Genomic DNA, 17,240 nt, shown 5'->3' with positions numbered 1-17,240 from the left:
GCTTAGAATATCTGGTCCGAAGCCCGGTGTCCGGCTACAGTAAGGTCTTTGTCGACTAAGGCTTTGTGCATGACTTTTTTGCGCCCTACCCTGCTGACGCTCGCCTGCCTGCTTGCCTCACCGGGCTTCGCCGACGACCTGCCGTCACTCGGTGACGCCAGTTCTGCCATTGTCTCGCCGCAACAGGAATACCAGTTGGGCCGCGCGTGGCTGGCGATGTTGCGCAGCCAGGTTTCACAGCTCAACGATCCGCAGCTCAAGGACTACGTCGAAACCAGCGTCTATAAGCTGGTGGAGACCAGCCAGGTCACTGACCGGCGCCTGGAATTCATCCTGATCAACAGCCCGCAGCTCAACGCATTTGCCGCACCTGGCGGCATTATCGGGGTCAACGGCGGCTTGTTCCTCAATGCCCAGACCGAGGGCGAATACGCCTCGGTCCTGGCGCACGAACTGGCTCACTTGTCGCAACGGCACTTCGCCCGCGGCGTTGAAGCCTCGCAGCGCATGCAGGTGCCGATGATGGCCGCGCTGCTGGCCGGGATCGTGATTGCCGCTGCCGGTGCCGGCGACGCGGGGATCGCGACCATTGCAGGTACGCAGGCGGCGGCGATTCAGGAACAGCGCCGCTTCTCGCGCCAGAACGAACAGGAAGCCGACCGTATCGGCATTCTCAATCTGGAAAAGGCCGGCTATGACCCGCGCTCGATGCCGAACATGTTCGAGCGCTTGATGCGCCAGTACCGTTTCGACGCCAAGCCGCCGGAATTCCTGCTGACTCACCCGGTCACCGAATCGCGCATCGCCGACACCCGCAACCGCGCCGAACAGTCCAAGCCCGGCGGCATCGAAGACAGCATGCGTTATCAGCTGATTCGTGCGCGGGTGCAATTGATGTACGAAGAGACGCCCGGCCTGGGTGCCAAACGCTTCCGCGCCCAGCTTGATGAAAACCCGAAAAACGACGTCGCTCGCTACGGTCTGGCCATTGCCCAGATCAAAGGCAGCCAGTTCAACGATGCACGGGAAAATCTCAAGCTGCTGCTGGCCTCGTCGCCGAATGAAATCATCTACAACCTGGCCCAGGTCGATCTGGACATCGCCAACAGTCGCCTGCCAGACGCGCAGTCCCGGGTCGAGCGAATGTTGACGCAGTACCCGGGCAACTATCCGCTGAATCAGGTACGGGTCGACCTGCTGTTGAAGCAGAACCGGGCAGCCGATGCGGAAAAAGCCCTGGAAAGCCTGCTCAAGTCTCGCCCCGATGATCCTGACGTCTGGTACATGGTGGCCGAAACCCGCGGTCTTTCTGGCAACATCATTGGCCTGCATCAGGCCCGCGCCGAGTACTTCGCCCTGGTGGGCGACTATCGGCAGGCCATCCAGCAACTGGACTTTGCCAAGCGCAAGGCCAGCGGCAATTTCCCGCTGTCATCGCGCATCGACGCACGCCAGCGCGAGCTGATGGAGCAGGAACGGATGATCAAGGACATGATGGGCTGATCTTTTTAAAAATCAGGCACAAAAAAACCGCCTCTTTCGAGGCGGTTTTTTATTCAGCCAACAACCGGTTTATTCAGCCAGTTTGAAGGTGATGAAGCTGGCACGACCCTGACGCAGGACCCGCATCGACACCGAGCGGTTCTTTGGCAGTTCCTTGGCAATCTGGGTGAACTCCTTGGTGCTGTCGATCGCCTGGTTGTTCAGGTGAGTGATGACATCGCCTGGCTGCAAGCCGATCAGGGCGGCAGGCCCCTCCTGGACTTCCTTGATCACCACGCCGCCCTTCAGGTCGAAGGATTTTTTCTGCTCGTCGGTCAACTCGACGACCGAAACGCCCAGCCGGTTGCTGTTGCCTTCGACATTGGATTTAGGCAGCGCAGCAAGCTCTTTGCCTTCTTCCGGAATCGCGCCAACAGTCAGTTCGACATTCTTGCGTTTGCCGTCGCGGATCACTTCAAGATTGGCCTTGGCGCCAGCCTTGAGCGCGCCCACCAGGTGCGGCAGATCAGCAGACATGACGATCGGCTGGCCGTTCATGCTGAGAATCACGTCGCCCACTTGCAAGCCACCTTTGGCAGCCGGGCCGTCGTCCTGGATCTGAGCCACCAGCGCACCGGCCGGTTTCTCCAGACCGAACGATTCAGCCAGGTCCTTGTTCACTTCCTGGATGACCACGCCTAACCAGCCACGGCTGACCTTGCCACCGCTTTTCAGCTGATTGGACACATCCATTGCCACGTCGATCGGGATGGCGAACGACACGCCCATGAAGCCGCCGGAACGGGTGTAGATCTGCGAGTTGATGCCGACCACTTCACCGTTCAGGTTGAACAACGGGCCACCGGAGTTACCCGGGTTGATGGGCACGTCGGTCTGGATGAACGGTACATAGTTTTCGTTTGGCAGGCTGCGACCGATGGCACTGACGATGCCTTGGGTCACGGTGTGGTCAAAGCCGAACGGCGAACCGATGGCAACTACCCACTGGCCGGCCTTCAGATCCTGGGACTTGCCGAGCTTGAGCACCGGCAGATCCTTGCCATCGATTTTCAGCAGGGCCACGTCAGAGCGTGGATCGGTGCCGATCAGCTTGGCTTTCAACTCACTGCGATCAGCCAGGCGCACGAGAATCTCGTCGGCGTCGGCAATCACATGGTTGTTGGTGAGGATGTAGCCGTCAGGCGAGATGATGAAACCCGAGCCCAGGGACTGGGCTTCGCGCTGGCGATCACCGCGAGGCGAGCGTGGCTGCGGCATGCCGCGTTCGAAGAACTCGCGCAGCATCGGCGGCAAGCCTTCAAGGTCCGGCATCTGCTGGTTAGAGACTTTGCGGTCCGGCAGCTTCTGGGTGGTACTGATGTTTACCACCGCAGGCGAAGCCTGTTCGACCAGTTGCGTGAAATCAGGCAACTCCGCCGCTTGAGCAGAGACCGCCTGACCGAGCACCAGCACGGTGGCAAAAATGGAAAGATAAGACTTCAAGCGTGGTATCGACATACGGCTCCCGTTACGACGAGCATGGTTAAGCGATATGGATCAAGGAACACCGGGAACGATACGCCGGTATTTTTGTTCCGGGAACAACAAACAAGGCCAGAGCCGAGGGGCTCTGACCTATAGAAAAGTTTTGAGGTATTTGCAAATTGAAATGCTCACCAAACATTTCGGCATCTCAACAGTGGAATGGGCATCACTGACCTCTCACACAATCAAACCGCCGGTGGATGAGCATCACGGGGGTCAGCTCACTGCTTGGCCGCAGTGTTGCCGTTACGCATCGACAGAGCAATACGTTCGGCTGTGCCGATCGGGATCTCACCGACCACGGTCACCATCATCTCACCTTCAGGGGTGGTCAAGCGCCGTGAAACGGCGACTGTCGGCCCCAGCTGGGTGCGGGTATCGGTCACGGTAGCGCCGTTCAGCGGCTCCAGGAATACCGAGAAACGCGCCAGACCATCGTCATACATCAGACTGCTGACCTGGGTTTTGGTCTCGGGGTCCTTGTGCGAAGAACTGCTGGTCAGCTCGAATCCAGGGGGTAACCAGTCCGAATGCCAGACCTGGGCAGTCTTGATCGCCGACGCGGTATCAGTGCTGTATGCAACGGCTTTGCAGTCGGCACCCGGTTTCAAATCGCTGTCGGAAGGCGTATTGGCGGTATCCAGTCGAGTGAACTGGAATCGTTCGAGCAGTTGCCCCTTGTCATTGAGCAGCAACGACTTGAGGGGCAGGCCGGTCTCCTTGTCCAGGTGCAACTCGAAACCGTAACGGTGCTGGTCACGAGGCGTCAGCGAAACGATCACTGCCGCACGGCCAGCCACGCGCGACTTGCCGATGACGGCAAGGTCGTACCAATTCTTGAGCTTTTGGGGGTCGAGTGCATGAGCGCCAGAGCTGGGTGAACCACCAAGCCCCGCAACCAGAGTGCCGCTGACGCATTGCGTGTTACCGTCAATGCGGACGACTTCCTGGGCCGAACCGTCGAGCTGCAGCAAACGCTCGCGGACTTTGCCATCCTGGACGCGATGCCAGATGTTGTGGGTAGAAAAACTACCGTTGCGTTCGTAGACAAATGTACCTTGGAAGCTTTGCTGTTGCTCGGCCTGGCCCAGACGGATCAACCAGTCCTGGGCTTCATCGGCATGGGCTGGAACAACAAACCAGCCCGCGAGCAGCAGCGTAAGTAGAGGTATGGCGCGCATGATCCTCCTTAACGGTTTTCCAGGCTTGCTGCACGAGCGTAAGGCAGGGCGCTTTCGGTGCCTTTAAGTGCAGCCTCTTGAGCGTGCTGGCGCAAGTAGCCCGGCAGACGCTGATCATGCCAGCCTGGCTGACCTTGCAGCACGCCGTTGGCCATAGGGCCAGTGGCTTCCGAACTTTCTTTGTAGCCAGCCAATACTGCCGGGCCTTTGACCTGAGGAACGGCCAGGGCGGGCTGATTGGACTGCTGGGCCAGTTCGACACCGGCGATTTCGTCCTGATTGTAAAGACGAACACCTGCCAGCACGGCAACAGTCACCGAAGCGGCAACAGCCAGGCGACCCAGGCTGCGCCATGGACCGCGAGCGGCTTTGGCCGGGACGGCTTCATCTTGCAGCGCAGCAGAAACTGCCGCAGCGATGTCCAGACGAGGAAGCAGCAAGTCCTTGTGCATGACGGCCCGAGCGATCTGGTAACGAGCCCAGGTTTCACGGGTTTCTACATCGTCAAAGGCATTCAATACCCGACGTAATTCAAGCTCGTCCGCTTCGTTGTCCATCACTGCGGACAGCGATTCCTGCAGGGCTTCACGACTCATGGCGTTCCTCTCTTGGCTGTCGCCGCTGTCTCAGTTTTCCTGCAACAACGGCTGCAGGGCTTTATCGATGGCTTCCCGGGCCCGGAAAATCCGGGAGCGTACGGTACCCACCGGACACTGCATGACGGCTGCAATGTCCTCGTAACTCAGACCATCGAATTCACGTAAAGTTAACGCTGTACGCAAATCTTCTGGCAGTTGCTGGATGGTTCGATGGACGGTGCCTTCGATCTCATCGCGCAGCAATGCACGTTCTGGAGACTCGAGATCCTTGAGGCCATGATCGCCATCGTAGAACTCTGCATCTTCGGAACTGACATCGCTATCAGGCGGCCGGCGGCCGCGAGAAACCAGGTAGTTCTTCGCCGTATTAATGGCGATGCGGTAAAGCCACGTATAAAACGCGCTGTCTCCGCGGAAGTTGCCAAGTGCACGGTAGGCCTTGATAAAGGCTTCCTGTGCAACATCCTGGGCTTCATGGGTGTCGTGCACAAAACGCACGATCAACCCGAGAATTTTGTGCTGGTATTTCAGCACTAGCAGATCGAATGCACGCTTGTCACCGCGTTGAACGCGCTCAACCAGCTGCTGATCCTCTTCCTGGGTTAGCATGAACACTCCTCGATAAGCTCGAAGGAGGCTTGCATAACTAAACGACCAGACTTGCAAACATAGACTCGGGCTTTTCGCAAAAGTTCTCCCCCTTCAAGCAAGTTTCCTGCGGGCTCTGATTTGGCACGCACGAAAAGCGCAGCTCGGGATGGCCCGGCTGCGCGAATAATCTTGTCACCGGATTCGCCAGCGTGACCCCAACCACAGGTCCCGCTCTGAAGCCGACACTGTCCCTTGATTCAGGCAACCGTCTATTGATCTTGGGCGCTTGGCAAAAGTTCCAAATATTTATAGCTGGCTGAACCCGACATTGTGCAACCGTGACGAGAAAAAGACTGTTAAATCTTCGATACAGTCGACTTGTCGCCGATTCGGCGAAAAAACCGTCCGACGAAGCGTCCACTCATTGCCGTCACAGTAGTTTCACAATGCCATGTGGGCCCGGCTATTGTGCCGATCCCCCCCTCTATATACTAGTGGGCTGTGTGGCTGCCGGACTCGCCGATCCAGGTGTCTTGCGCCAACCCCCTCCCGGGTCGCTTTGAGCGGAATCCTGAAATGAGCCAACAGTTTCAACACGATGTTCTGGTCATTGGCAGCGGTGCTGCCGGTTTGAGTCTTGCATTGACCCTGCCGGGTCACCTGCGCATCGCCGTGCTGAGCAAGGGCAATCTGGCCAACGGCTCGACATTCTGGGCCCAGGGTGGCGTCGCTGCCGTGCTGGATGACACCGATACGGTTGAATCCCATGTCGACGACACCCTCAACGCTGGCGGCGGCCTGTGCCATGAAGACGCCGTACGGTTTACCGTCGAACACAGTAAAGAAGCCATCCAGTGGCTGATCGACCAGGGCGTGCCATTCACCCGCGACGAACAGTCTGGCACCGAGGACGGTGGTTTCGAGTTCCACCTGACGCGTGAAGGTGGGCACAGTCATCGGCGGATCATCCATGCCGCCGATGCCACTGGCGCCGCCATTTTCAGAACCCTGCTCGACCAGGCAAAAAAACGCCCCAACATCGAACTGCTGGAGCAGCGGGTCGCCGTTGACCTGATCACCGAGAAACGCCTGGGGCTTGAGGGTGATCGCTGCCTGGGCGCCTACGTACTCAACCGCGGCACTGGCGAAGTCGATACCTATGGCGCGCGCTTCGTGATCCTCGCCTCCGGCGGCGCGGCCAAGGTCTACCTCTATACCAGCAACCCCGACGGCGCATGCGGTGATGGCATTGCCATGGCCTGGCGTTCGGGCTGCCGGGTGGCGAATCTGGAGTTCAACCAGTTCCACCCCACTTGCCTGTATCACCCACAGGCCAAGAGTTTCCTGATCACCGAAGCCCTGCGCGGTGAAGGCGCACACTTGAAACTGCCCAATGGCGAGCGGTTCATGCACCGCTTCGACCCACGCGCCGAATTGGCGCCACGGGACATCGTCGCCCGGGCCATCGACCATGAAATGAAGCGACTGGGCATCGATTGCGTCTATCTGGACATCAGCCACAAGCCGGAAGCGTTCATCAAGACGCACTTCCCGACGGTGTATGAGCGCTGCCTCGAATTCTCCATCGACATCACCCAACAACCGATCCCGGTAGTGCCGGCGGCGCACTACACCTGCGGTGGCGTGATGGTCGATCAGCAGGGCCGCACCGATGTCCCGGGCCTGTATGCCATCGGCGAAACCAGTTTCACCGGCCTGCACGGCGCCAACCGCATGGCCAGCAACTCGTTGCTGGAGTGCTTCGTTTATGCACGCTCGGCGGCGGCGGACATTCTTGAGCAGTTGCCGCAGATCTCGATCCCCATCGCCCTGCCCGCCTGGGATGCGAGCCAGGTGACCGACTCCGACGAAGACGTGATCATTGCGCACAACTGGGATGAGTTGCGCCGGTTCATGTGGGACTACGTCGGCATCGTGCGCACCAACAAGCGCCTGCAACGGGCACAGCACCGTGTGCGTTTGTTGCTTGATGAAATCGACGAGTTCTACAGCAACTATAAAGTCAGCCGGGATTTGATCGAGCTGCGCAACCTGGCCCAGGTGGCTGAACTGATGATCCGCTCAGCCATGGAGCGCAAGGAAAGTCGCGGCCTGCATTACACCCTCGACTACCCGAATATGCTGCCCGTTGCACTGGACACTATTCTGGTGCCGCCCACCTACGTCGACTGAAGGTCAGACGAACTCGCAGGCGTCGGTGCAAGTCCGCCGCCTGCGAGTCCCGCGGGACACAAATCGTTCTGACGCGTCGCTCGCCCTGCAAACGAAACCGCAGCACCACGATCAGCGGCAGCGCCAGGCTGTCCGGTCGCAGTTGCACGGCCTGCCAGCCCCGCGCCTGACTCCACAACTGCCAGCCATCGGCGTCCCGGCGTAAACCGCGCAACGCCTGCGGGTGTGTCAGCCGTATCTGACGCGGCAATGCCCAAAGTCCGTGCGCCAGGCACAACAAGGCGCCGAGCAAGCTGGCCCAGACCGGTATAGATAGAAGAAACAACGAACCCAGCGCGAACAGCTGGGCAAATACATAGGCCGCCAGCAACTGCCGTGAGGCGTGCCAGCGGCATTCGAACGCGTTACTTGGGCTGGACACGATCCAGGATCATGCGAACCATGCGCTGCAGCTCCGGATCTTCGGATTCGGCGCGCTCCATGAACCAGCCGAACATGTCCTGATCCTCGCACTCGAGCAACCTGACATAGCAATCGCGATCAACCTGGTTGAGGTGCGGGTAGACCTCTCTCACGAACGGCACCAGCAACACGTCAAGCTCAAGCATGCCGCGGCGGCTGTGCCAGTAGAGGCGATTCAGTTCAACATCTTCGACCATGGAGCGCTCCTCAAATAGGCGGCAAGTATACAGGCCCCGGACTGGTCGAACACTCGGCTTTGGTCGGTCACCACCCATCCTTTGTGAACTACCCATTTCAGGGGCGTCGCCTTATGATGTCCCCCAGACTTTTTACCCTGCGAAGACCCATGGCCGATTCTGCTTTTTTCTGCACCCTGTCTCACGAAGGCGTTCTCGCGGTACGCGGCGCGGATGCCGGCAAATTCCTGCAAGGCCAATTGACCTGCAACCTCAATTACCTGAGCGATACTCAGGCCAGCCTGGGCGCCCGCTGCACGCAGAAAGGCCGGATGCAGTCGAGCTTCCGCATTCTGCTGCAAGGTGACGGCGTGCTCATGGCCATGGCCAGCGAATTGCTGGAGCCGCAACTGGCGGACCTGAAAAAATACGCCGTGTTTTCCAAGTCGAAACTGACCGATGAAAGCGCGGCCTGGGTCCGCTTCGGCGTCGGGCAAGGCGATGCTGCACTGAGCAACCTGGGCCTTGAGCTGCCGGCAGAGACCGACAGCGTAGTGCGCCATGATGACTTGATTGCCATTCGCGTTTCGCCGGAGCGCGCCGAGTTGTGGGCCCCTGCCGATCAGGCCGACATCATTAAAAGCAAACTGGCCACCTCGCTGACCGAAGGCACGCTGAACCAATGGCTGCTGGGCCAGATCCGCGCAGGGATCGGCCAGGTCATGCCGGCCACCCGCGAACTGTTCATCCCGCAGATGCTCAACCTGCAGGCCGTCGGCGGCGTAAGTTTCAAGAAAGGTTGCTACACCGGCCAGGAAATCGTGGCGCGCATGCAGTACCTGGGCAAACTCAAGCGCCGCCTCTATCGCCTGACGCTGGATGCCAGCCAATTGCCTGAACCCGGCACGCCTTTGTTTTCGCCAACCCACGGCAGCTCAATCGGCGAAGTGGTGATTGCTGCCAACGCCGAACAGAACATTGAACTCCTGGCGGTATTGCAAGCCGAAGCTGCAGAAGCTGGCGATATCCACCTGGGCAGCCTCGAAGGGCCTGCCCTGCACCTGCTCGACCTGCCTTACCCACTGGATCGCGATCGCGAAATCCAGCGTTAATTGCAGCACCTGTCGCAATACCCTAGAGAAACGAAATGAGCAAGCTGGCGGAAAAGGTCCAACAGGATTTGGTTGAGGCCATCGATAACGATGACCTGGTTCTGCCAACGTTACCGGAAGTGGCCATGCAGATTCGCAAAGCCGCTGAAGATCCGGAAATCAGCGTCAGCACCCTGAGCAAAGTGATCGGTCGCGATACCGCGCTGTCGGCGCGCCTGATCAAAGTGGTCAACAGCCCGTTGCTGCGGGCGGCTCAGGAAGTCACTGACCTGCATACCGCAATCACCCGGCTGGGCGTCAACTACAGCAGCAATCTGGCCATCGGTCTGGTGATGGAGCAGATTTTCCATGCCCGCTCCGACGTGGTGGAGCAGAAGATGCGCGACGTATGGCGCAAAAGCCTGGAAATTGCCGGGATCAGTTACGCCCTGTGCCGCAGTTACACCCAGCTCAAACCCGATCAGGCGGCGCTCGGCGGATTGGTGCATCAGATTGGCGTGCTGCCGATCCTGACGTATGCCGAGGATCACTATGAACTGCTGTCGGACCCGGTCAGCCTCAACCATGTGATCGACCACATTCACCCGCTGCTAGGCGACAAGCTGCTCACCGTCTGGGAGTTTCCGGAAATGCTGGTGAAGTTGCCGGGGCTGTATCAGGACTTCAAGCGAGACTCCGCAAAAGTCGATTACGTCGACCTGGTGCAGGTGGCCAGCCTGTATTGCCACAAAGATACCGACCACCCATTTGCCCGCATTGACGCGTTCAATGTGCCGGCGTTCAAGAAACTGGGGATCGACCCGGAGAACGAGTCGATGTGCCGGGACCTGGAAGAGTCGCGGTCGATGTTTTACTGACCAAGAACTTGAGCAACTGTGGCGAGGGAGCGTGCTCCCGCTCGGCTGCGCAGCAGTCGTAAATCGGAACAACGCGTGTTAACTGAATGTGCGCGTATGGTTTGGGGCCGCTTCGCCGCCCAGCGGGAGCAAGCTCCCTCGCCACAAAAGCGATAATCATCACTCCCCAGCAATAATTTGCCCGCATTGACGCGTTCAATGTGCCGGCGTTCAAGAAACTGGGGATCGACCCGGAGAACGAGTCGATGTGCCGGGACCTGGAAGAGTCGCGGTCGATGTTTTACTGACCAAGAACTTGAGCAACTGTGGCGAGGGAGCGTGCTCCCGCTCGGCTGCGCAGCAGTCGTAAATCGGAACAACGCGTGTTAACTGAATGTGCGCGTATGGTTTGGGGCCGCTTCGCCGCCCAGCGGGAGCAAGCTCCCTCGCCACAAAAGCGATAATCATCACTCCCCAGCAATAATTTGCCCGCATTGACGCGTTCAATGTGCCGGCGTTCAAGAAACTGGGGATCGACCCGGAGAACGAGTCGATGTGCCGGGACCTGGAAGAGTCGCGGTCGATGTTTTACTGACCAAGAACTTGAGCAACTGTGGCGAGGGAGCTTGCTCCCGCTCGGCTGCGCAGCAGTCGTAAATCGGAAAAACGCGTGTTAACTGAATGTGCGCGTATGGTTTGGGGCCGCTTCGCCGCCCAGCGGGAGCAACCTTCCTCGCCACAAAAGCGATAATCATCACTCCCCAGCAATAATTTGCCCGCATTGACGCGTTCAATGTGCCGGCGTTCAAGAAACTGGGGATCGACCCGGAGAACCAGTCGATGTGTCGGGACCTGGAAGAGTCGCGGTCGATGTTTTACTGACCAAGAACTTGAGCAACTGTGGCGAAGAAGCTTGCTCCCGCTCGGCTGCGCAGCAGTCGTAAATCGGAAAAACGCGTGTTAACTGAATATGCGCGTATGGTTTGGGGCCGCTTCGCCGCCCAGCGGGAGCAAGCTCCCTCGCCACAAAAGCGATAATCATCACTCCCCAGCAATAATTTGCCCGCATTGACGCGTTCAATGTGCCGGCGTTCAAGAAACTGGGGATCGACCCGGAGAACGAGTCGATGTGCCGGGACCTGGAAGAGTCGCGGTCGATGTTTTACTGACCAAGAACTTGAGCAACTGTGGCGAGGGAGCGTGCTCCCGCTCGGCTGCGCAGCAGTCGTAAATCGGAACAACGCGTGTTAACTGAATGTGCGCGTATGGTTTGGGGCCGCTTCGCCGCCCAGGGGGAGCAAGCTCCCTCGCCACAAAAGCGATAATCATCACTCCCCAGCAATAATTTGCCCGCATTGACGCGTTCAATGTGCCGGCGTTCAAGAAACTGGGGATCGACCCGGAGAACCAGTCGATGTGCCGGGACCTGGAAGAGTCGCGGTCGATGTTTTACTGACCAAGAACTTGAGCAACTGTGGCGAGGGAGCTTGCTCCCGCTCGGCTGCGCAGCAGTCGTAAATCGGAAAAACGCGTGTTAACTGAATATGCACGTATGGTTTGGGGCCGCTTCGCCGCCCAGCGGGAGCAAGCTCCCTCGCCACAAAAGCGATAATCATCACTCCCCAGCAATAATTTGCCGGCATTGACGCGTTCAATGTGCCGGCGTTCAAGAAACTGGGGATCGACCCGGAGAACGACTCGATGTGTCGGGACCTGGAAGAGTCGCGGTCGATGTTTTACTGACCAAGAACTTGATCAACTGTAGCGAGGGAGCTTGCTCCCGCTCGGCTGCGCAGCCGTCGTAAATCGGAAAAACGCGTGTTAACTGAATGTGCGCGTATGGTTTTGGGCCGCTTCGCCGCCCAGCGGGAGCAAGCTCCCTCGCCACAAAAGCGATAATCATCACTCCCCAGCAATAAAGCTCACCCGAACCATCAAGCCCGCCCTTTCACCATCATGCAAACTGATCTGCGCCAAGTGTGCGCGGCAGATCTCGCCGACAATCGCCAAGCCCAGCCCTGATCCGGCCACCTGTTGATTGCGTCGATAAAATCGCTCAAACACCCGATCCCGCTCGTCCAGCGGAATTCCCGGTCCGTCGTCCTCGACTTCCAGCACCGCTGGCGCGCTCACCCGCAAAATCACATTGCCGCCCGGCGGTGTGTGGGCCAGCGCGTTATCCACCAGATTGCTCAGCAATTCGTTCAACAGCGTCGGCTCACCGCGCAACCACACCGGCTCGTCCGCCTCCAGTGCCAGCGCGACACCCCGGGCGTGGGCCAGCGGCGCCATGGCCATGCCCAGTTCACGGGCCAATTGGCTCAGATCAAGTAATTGCGCACCGCCCTCGGCGATCGCCCTGGCGCCGTTTTCGACCCGTGCCAGTGACAGCAATTGATTGGCCAGATGAGTCAGCCGGTCAGTGTTTTGCGCGGCGGTTTCCAGCGTACTGCGCCAGATTGGCGGCTCGCTGGCACGCAAGCCCAGTTCCAGCCGCGCCTTGAGCGCTGCCAGCGGTGTGCGCAGTTCATGAGCGGCATCGGCGATGAACTGCGCCTGGCGCTCGAACTGCCCGCGCAGGCGTTCGGTGAAGTGGTTGAGGGCTCTCACCAACGGCCACAACTCACGCTGCACTTCGACCAGCGGCAGCGGCCGCAGGTCGTCCGACTGACGCTCCTCAACCGCCGTGCGCAGGCGCTCCAGAGGGCGCAACGCGGCACTCACCGCAAACCACACCAGCAGCAACGCACCGACCGCCAACATACCCAGGCGCAGCAAGGTGTCTGCCGCCAGACTGCGAGCCATGCGCACTCGGGCCTCGTCGGTTTCGGCCACGCGAATTTCCGCCATGCCGTTCATGTTCGGCTCGATCACCGCCTTGAGCAGGCTCACCACCCGCACGTTCTGGCCCTGATAAGTGGCGTTATAGAAACGTGCGAGAGCCGGATAATCGTCGGTACGCGGCGTTCCCGGTGGCGGGCCGGGCAGGTTTTCATAACCGGAAATCAACTTCTGGTGAATGTCGTTGACCTGGTAATAAATCCGCCCGGCGCTGTCGTAGGCAAAGGTATCGAGGGCCACGTACGGCACATCGGCGCTGAGGCTGCCATCGCGCTGGGACAGGCCGGCGGCGATGGTGCGTGCCGAGGCCAGCAGGGTCCGGTCATACGCCGTGTCCGCCGCTTCGCGCCCGTTCCAGTAAGCGCTCAAGCCACTGGCCAGCATCAACACCACCAGCAACAACGCCAGGTTCCACAGCAACCGCCAGCGCAGGCTGCTGGGCTTATGCATCGCGGCTTTCCAGCAAATAACCGAGACCGCGGAACGTCACGATGGCCACCGGATGGCCGTCAAGTTTCTTGCGCAGGCGATGGACGTAGATTTCGATAGCGTCGGGGCTGGCTTCTTCGTCCAGGCCGAACACCTGGGCGGCCAGTTGTTCCTTGCTCATCACCCGGCCGGGACGGGCGATCAGCGCCTCAAGCACTGCCTGCTCGCGGGAGGTCAGGGTCAGCAATTCTTCGCCGAGGCTGAAGCGCCGCGTGTCCAGGTCATACGCCAGCACACCGCAGCGTTGCTGTCGTTCACCGCCCAGCACACTGCGCCGCAACAGGGCTTTGACCCGCGCTTCCAGTTCGGTCAGTTCGAAGGGCTTGGCCAGGTAATCGTCGGCGCCCAGATTGAGGCCATGGACCCGGTCCTTGACGTCGCTGCGCGCCGTCAGCATCAACACCGGCAGGTTTTTCCCGCGAGCACGCAGGCGCGCCAGCACTTCAAAACCATCCATGCGCGGCAGGCCGACATCGAGAATCGCCATGGCGTACTCCTCGCTGCTCAGGGCCAGGTCGGCGGCCACGCCATCGTGCAACACATCCACGGTCAGACCTGTGCTCTTGAGCGCCTGGGCGACACTTTCAGCAAGCTGCAGATGGTCTTCGACGAGCAGGACACGCATGGGTCTTTACCTCATTCAGGGATGGTCGGCGCCATTCTTTGGCGCGGAGTTTACAGCCGCCGGCGCCGCTGTGAAGCCACAAAACCGTGAAAGGCAACTGAAAGGTTAGCGAAAGGTTGGCCCGCTAGAGTCCCTCCACGGACAGTCTCGACTGCCGTTGCTTGAGCACCTTGCTGCACGAAAAACGCCTTGAAGCGTTTTCGCCAATAAGAACAATAACGGAGTACTTCACGATGCTGTCCACGCAGCCACAGGCTTGCCCGCCTGCTCGTTTTTCCCGCCTCAGTCACACCGCCCTAGCCAGTGCCGCCGCCTTCGCCGGCTTTTCGCCGTTGAGCCAGGCTGCCTTCTTCGAAGACAGTACGGGCACCCTCGAAACCCGCAACATGTATTTCAACCGCGACTTTCGCGACGGCACCAGCGCCCAGCAATCGAAACGCGACGAATGGGCCCAGGGCTTCATGCTCAATCTGCAATCGGGTTATACCGACGGCACCGTGGGCTTTGGTGTCGATGCGCTGGGCATGCTGGGGATCAAGCTCGATTCGAGCCCTGACCGCACCGGCACCGGCTTGCTGCCAACCCACGACGATGGCCGCGCCGCCAACGAGTACTCGAAACTGGGCCTGACCGGCAAAGTGAAAATCTCTGCAACGGAACTGAAAATCGGCAGCCTGATTCCGGAGCTGCCGATCCTCAAGCCCAACGACGGCCGCATCCTGCCGCAGACCTTTGAAGGCGGTCTGCTGACCTCCAAAGAAATCAAGAACCTGACCTTCACCGGTGGCCGCCTGGACAAGGCCAAGGACCGCGACAGCACCGATTTCGAGGACATTGCCCTCAACAACAAGAACGGTCGCTTTACCGGGACCGTTTCCGGCAAGCATTTCGACTTTGGCGGCGTGGACTACAGGTTCACCGACAAGATCACCGGCAGTTACCACTTCGCGCAACTCGCTGACGTCTACAACCAGCACTTTCTCGGGGTGGTGGCGTCGCAAAAAGTCGGCCCAGGCACTTTCGCGACCGACCTGCGGTTTGCCATCAGTGACGACCAGGGGGAAGCCCGTGGCGGCCGGATCGACAACAAGTCACTCAACGGTTTGGTTAGTTATGCCCTGAGCGGACATAAATTCACCGCCGGCTATCAGCACATGTCCGGTGACAGTGCCTTCCCTTATGTCGATGGCGCCGATCCGTACCTGGTCAACTTCGTGCAGATCAACGACTTTGCCGGTGCACAAGAGCGCTCCTGGCAAGCCCGCTATGACTTCGACTTCGCCGCGGTCGGCGTTCCCGGCTTGAGTTTCATGAGCCGTTACCTCAACGGCGACAACATCAAGCTCAAGAATGGCGATGAAGGCAAAGAGTGGGAACGCAACACCGAGATCAAATATGTAGTACAAACCGGCGCGCTCAAGGATGTCGCCGTGCGCCTGCGCAATGCCACTTACCGTTCCAACTACTCCGCTCGCGATGCCGATGAAGTGCGTCTTCTGGTGAGCTATAGCGTTGCCCTTTGGTAATTGATTGAAATGCCGAAACTGAAAAAGATCGCAGCCTTCGGCAGCTCCTGCACATCCATACAACAAAAAAAACCGTGGAGAATCCAATGAAATTGTCACTGAGTAAGATTGCTCTGGCTGCCAGCGTCCTGCTGTTCACCGGCCCTCTGATGGCGGAACCCAAACGCCCGGAATGCATCGCCCCGGCCTCCCCCGGCGGTGGTTTCGACCTGACCTGTAAACTCGCGCAAAGCGCGCTGGTGAACGAAAAACTGCTGAGCAAGCCGATGCGTGTGACCTACATGCCCGGCGGCGTCGGTGCAGTGGCGTACAACGCGGTGGTCGCTCAGCGCCCCGCCGACGCCGGTACGCTGGTGGCCTGGTCCAGCGGCTCGCTGTTGAACCTGGCGCAAGGCAAGTTCGGTCGTTTCGATGAAACCAATGTGCGCTGGCTGGCAGCGGTCGGCACCAGCTACGGCGCCATCGCGGTGAAAAGCGATTCGCCCTACAAGACACTGGACGATCTCGTTCAAGCGTTGAAGAAAGACCCGAGCAAAGTGGTGATCGGTTCCGGGGGCACCGTCGGCAGCCAGGACTGGATGCAAACCGCGCTGATCGCCAAGGCCGCCGGGATCAACCCGCGTGACCTGCGTTATGTCGCCCTCGAAGGCGGCGGCGAAATCGCCACGGCACTGCTCGGTGGTCACATCCAGGTCGGCAGCACCGACATTTCCGACTCCATGCCGCATATCCAGAGCGGCGACATGCGCCTGCTCGCAGTGTTTGCCGAACAGCGTCTGGACGAGCCGGAAATGAAGAACATCCCGACCGCCCGCGAGCAAGGCTATGACATCGTCTGGCCGGTGGTGCGCGGCTTCTACCTTGGGCCAAAAGTCAGCGACGAAGACTACGCCTGGTGGAGAAACGCCTTCGACACACTGCTGGCTTCCGAGGACTTCGCCAAGCTGCGCGATCAGCGTCAACTCTTTCCATTCGCCATGACCGGCCCCGAGCTGGACACCTATGTAAAGAAGCAAGTCGCGGACTACAAAGTGCTGGCCAAAGAGTTCGGCCTGATCCAGTAACCGCCTCTTTCTAGCGGCTGCGGCCCTGTCTGTCAGGGTCATGGCCGAGGAGTTCCTCATGCTCTTACAACGCATTTTTGCTTCGGTGCTGTTGCTGGCCTGTGTCGGCCTGGCGCTGATGGCGTGGCCGTATCAGGCAGCTTTTTCCTACGAACCTGTAGGACCCCGGGCCTTTCCTTTGTTGATGCTGGGTCTGATGGGCCTGGCGCTGGTGTACATGGTGTTTCGTCCTGCACCCATCGTGCACAGCGAAGACGACCCGAAACTGGACCGCGAAACCCTGAACAAGATCGGCCTCTGCATCGTTCTGCTGCTGATCTTCGCCGGGCTGTTCGAACCGTTGGGCTTCATCCTCAGCAGCATCCTGATCGGCATTCCGATGGCGCGCCTGTATGGCGGTCGCTGGGTGCCGAGCATCGTCGTCACCACGCTGATGAGCATTGGTCTCTACCTGCTGTTCGACAAGATGATGGACGTGCCGCTGCCCCTGGGTCTGCTCGACGTTCTGGAGAACTGAA

15 protein-coding genes and 5 pseudogenes are annotated in these 17,240 nt (G+C 59.5%); 12 read left to right on the top strand and 8 right to left on the bottom strand.

What is annotated here, in order from left to right; translation table 11 throughout:
• Positions 1-69 precede the first annotated feature (69 nt).
• Positions 70-1,503: a M48 family metalloprotease gene (locus POF45_RS23560; RefSeq protein WP_259500372.1), complete on the top strand. Its 1,434-nt coding sequence runs from the start codon at positions 70-72 to the stop codon at positions 1,501-1,503.
• A gap of 69 nt (positions 1,504-1,572) precedes the next feature.
• Here POF45_RS23560 and POF45_RS23555 read toward each other — a convergent pair whose 3' ends face one another.
• The 4 genes from POF45_RS23555 to rpoE form a co-directional block, all read right to left on the bottom strand.
• On the bottom strand, positions 1,573-3,000 hold the full coding sequence (locus tag POF45_RS23555; RefSeq protein ID WP_259500370.1) for a DegQ family serine endoprotease: 1,428 nt from the start codon (positions 2,998-3,000) through the stop codon (positions 1,573-1,575).
• 248 nt (positions 3,001-3,248) lie between these two features.
• Positions 3,249-4,208, bottom strand: a complete 960-nt coding sequence (locus tag POF45_RS23550; RefSeq protein ID WP_259500368.1) for a MucB/RseB C-terminal domain-containing protein — start codon at positions 4,206-4,208, stop codon at positions 3,249-3,251.
• Between the two features lie 8 nt (positions 4,209-4,216).
• Positions 4,217-4,804 carry a sigma-E factor negative regulatory protein gene (locus tag POF45_RS23545; protein ID WP_259500365.1) on the bottom strand — a complete coding sequence of 196 codons (588 nt, stop codon included), beginning with the start codon at positions 4,802-4,804 and terminating at the stop codon, positions 4,217-4,219.
• Positions 4,805-4,834: 30 nt separating this feature from the next.
• The gene (rpoE, locus tag POF45_RS23540; RefSeq protein ID WP_007944079.1) at positions 4,835-5,416 is read right to left on the bottom strand and encodes an RNA polymerase sigma factor RpoE/AlgU; all 582 of its coding nucleotides are present in this window, start codon (positions 5,414-5,416) and stop codon (positions 4,835-4,837) included.
• A gap of 558 nt (positions 5,417-5,974) precedes the next feature.
• Here rpoE and nadB point away from each other — a divergent pair.
• Positions 5,975-7,591: an L-aspartate oxidase gene (gene nadB / locus POF45_RS23535; RefSeq protein WP_259500361.1), complete on the top strand. Its 1,617-nt coding sequence runs from the start codon at positions 5,975-5,977 to the stop codon at positions 7,589-7,591.
• On the opposite strand, the gene POF45_RS23530 is transcribed toward nadB, so the two are convergent.
• Together POF45_RS23530 and POF45_RS23525 are read right to left on the bottom strand one after the other, a co-directional pair.
• Positions 7,560-8,012 carry a protein YgfX gene (locus tag POF45_RS23530; RefSeq protein ID WP_282316900.1) on the bottom strand — a complete coding sequence of 151 codons (453 nt, stop codon included), beginning with the start codon at positions 8,010-8,012 and terminating at the stop codon, positions 7,560-7,562. The genes nadB and POF45_RS23530 overlap by 32 nt on opposite strands.
• The gene (locus POF45_RS23525; RefSeq protein WP_259500356.1) at positions 7,996-8,250 is read right to left on the bottom strand and encodes an FAD assembly factor SdhE; all 255 of its coding nucleotides are present in this window, start codon (positions 8,248-8,250) and stop codon (positions 7,996-7,998) included. The genes POF45_RS23530 and POF45_RS23525 overlap by 17 nt, the downstream gene beginning before the upstream one ends.
• A gap of 149 nt (positions 8,251-8,399) precedes the next feature.
• On the opposite strand from POF45_RS23525, the gene ygfZ reads away from it, so the two are divergent.
• The 7 genes and pseudogenes from ygfZ to POF45_RS23490 form a co-directional block, all read left to right on the top strand.
• A complete protein-coding gene (ygfZ, locus tag POF45_RS23520) occupies positions 8,400-9,341 on the top strand; it encodes a CAF17-like 4Fe-4S cluster assembly/insertion protein YgfZ (RefSeq protein WP_259500354.1) in 942 nt (313 codons plus the stop codon).
• 35 nt (positions 9,342-9,376) lie between these two features.
• Complete coding sequence (locus POF45_RS23515; protein WP_282316899.1) at positions 9,377-10,198, top strand: HDOD domain-containing protein; 822 nt, start codon at positions 9,377-9,379, stop codon at positions 10,196-10,198.
• 179 nt (positions 10,199-10,377) lie between these two features.
• A pseudogene (locus POF45_RS23510) lies at positions 10,378-10,485 on the top strand (HDOD domain-containing protein); the annotation flags it as partial.
• A 179-nt stretch (positions 10,486-10,664) separates the two neighbouring features.
• Positions 10,665-10,772 (top strand): annotated as a pseudogene (locus POF45_RS23505) (HDOD domain-containing protein); the annotation flags it as partial.
• A gap of 179 nt (positions 10,773-10,951) precedes the next feature.
• A pseudogene (locus tag POF45_RS23500) lies at positions 10,952-11,059 on the top strand (HDOD domain-containing protein); the annotation flags it as partial.
• A 179-nt stretch (positions 11,060-11,238) separates the two neighbouring features.
• Positions 11,239-11,346: pseudogene (locus POF45_RS23495) on the top strand (HDOD domain-containing protein); the annotation flags it as partial.
• Positions 11,347-11,525: 179 nt separating this feature from the next.
• A pseudogene (locus POF45_RS23490) lies at positions 11,526-11,633 on the top strand (HDOD domain-containing protein); the annotation flags it as partial.
• A gap of 446 nt (positions 11,634-12,079) precedes the next feature.
• Here the strand turns inward: POF45_RS23490 and POF45_RS23480 are convergent.
• Together POF45_RS23480 and POF45_RS23475 are read right to left on the bottom strand one after the other, a co-directional pair.
• Entirely contained in the window at positions 12,080-13,468 is a 1,389-nt protein-coding gene (locus tag POF45_RS23480; RefSeq protein WP_259500351.1) for a sensor histidine kinase, read from the bottom strand.
• A complete protein-coding gene (locus POF45_RS23475; RefSeq protein WP_259500348.1) occupies positions 13,461-14,132 on the bottom strand; it encodes a response regulator in 672 nt (223 codons plus the stop codon). Before POF45_RS23475 ends, POF45_RS23480 begins: the two co-directional genes overlap by 8 nt.
• Positions 14,133-14,365: 233 nt before the next feature.
• On the opposite strand from POF45_RS23475, the gene POF45_RS23470 reads away from it, so the two are divergent.
• The 3 genes from POF45_RS23470 to POF45_RS23460 all read left to right on the top strand — a co-directional run bounded on the left by POF45_RS23470 (position 14,366) and on the right by POF45_RS23460 (position 17,239).
• Positions 14,366-15,658, top strand: a complete 1,293-nt coding sequence (locus POF45_RS23470) for an OprD family porin (RefSeq protein ID WP_259500346.1) — start codon at positions 14,366-14,368, stop codon at positions 15,656-15,658.
• 86 nt (positions 15,659-15,744) lie between these two features.
• The gene (locus tag POF45_RS23465; RefSeq protein ID WP_282316898.1) at positions 15,745-16,722 is read left to right on the top strand and encodes a Bug family tripartite tricarboxylate transporter substrate binding protein; all 978 of its coding nucleotides are present in this window, start codon (positions 15,745-15,747) and stop codon (positions 16,720-16,722) included.
• A gap of 58 nt (positions 16,723-16,780) precedes the next feature.
• On the top strand, positions 16,781-17,239 hold the full coding sequence (locus POF45_RS23460; protein ID WP_259500341.1) for a tripartite tricarboxylate transporter TctB family protein: 459 nt from the start codon (positions 16,781-16,783) through the stop codon (positions 17,237-17,239).
• The last annotated feature ends 1 nt before the right edge of the window (position 17,240 follow it).

Source organism: Pseudomonas fungipugnans, assembly GCF_029955235.1.
GTDB lineage: Bacteria > Pseudomonadota > Gammaproteobacteria > Pseudomonadales > Pseudomonadaceae > Aquipseudomonas > Aquipseudomonas fungipugnans.
The sequence above is the reverse complement of the archived record's forward strand: the minus strand, read 5'-3'. Positions and strand labels throughout refer to the sequence as shown.

Coding starts and splice junctions, on each gene's coding strand:
- POF45_RS23560 (WP_259500372.1), top strand. CDS start 70: ATGACTTTTTTGCGCCCTACCCTGCTGACGCTCGCCTGCCTGCTTGCC.
- POF45_RS23555 (WP_259500370.1), bottom strand. CDS start 3,000: ATGTCGATACCACGCTTGAAGTCTTATCTTTCCATTTTTGCCACCGTG.
- POF45_RS23550 (WP_259500368.1), bottom strand. CDS start 4,208: ATGCGCGCCATACCTCTACTTACGCTGCTGCTCGCGGGCTGGTTTGTT.
- POF45_RS23545 (WP_259500365.1), bottom strand. CDS start 4,804: ATGAGTCGTGAAGCCCTGCAGGAATCGCTGTCCGCAGTGATGGACAAC.
- rpoE (WP_007944079.1), bottom strand. CDS start 5,416: ATGCTAACCCAGGAAGAGGATCAGCAGCTGGTTGAGCGCGTTCAACGC.
- nadB (WP_259500361.1), top strand. CDS start 5,975: ATGAGCCAACAGTTTCAACACGATGTTCTGGTCATTGGCAGCGGTGCT.
- POF45_RS23525 (WP_259500356.1), bottom strand. CDS start 8,250: ATGGTCGAAGATGTTGAACTGAATCGCCTCTACTGGCACAGCCGCCGC.
- ygfZ (WP_259500354.1), top strand. CDS start 8,400: ATGGCCGATTCTGCTTTTTTCTGCACCCTGTCTCACGAAGGCGTTCTC.
- POF45_RS23515 (WP_282316899.1), top strand. CDS start 9,377: ATGAGCAAGCTGGCGGAAAAGGTCCAACAGGATTTGGTTGAGGCCATC.
- POF45_RS23480 (WP_259500351.1), bottom strand. CDS start 13,468: ATGCATAAGCCCAGCAGCCTGCGCTGGCGGTTGCTGTGGAACCTGGCG.
- POF45_RS23475 (WP_259500348.1), bottom strand. CDS start 14,132: ATGCGTGTCCTGCTCGTCGAAGACCATCTGCAGCTTGCTGAAAGTGTC.
- POF45_RS23470 (WP_259500346.1), top strand. CDS start 14,366: ATGCTGTCCACGCAGCCACAGGCTTGCCCGCCTGCTCGTTTTTCCCGC.
- POF45_RS23465 (WP_282316898.1), top strand. CDS start 15,745: ATGAAATTGTCACTGAGTAAGATTGCTCTGGCTGCCAGCGTCCTGCTG.
- POF45_RS23460 (WP_259500341.1), top strand. CDS start 16,781: ATGCTCTTACAACGCATTTTTGCTTCGGTGCTGTTGCTGGCCTGTGTC.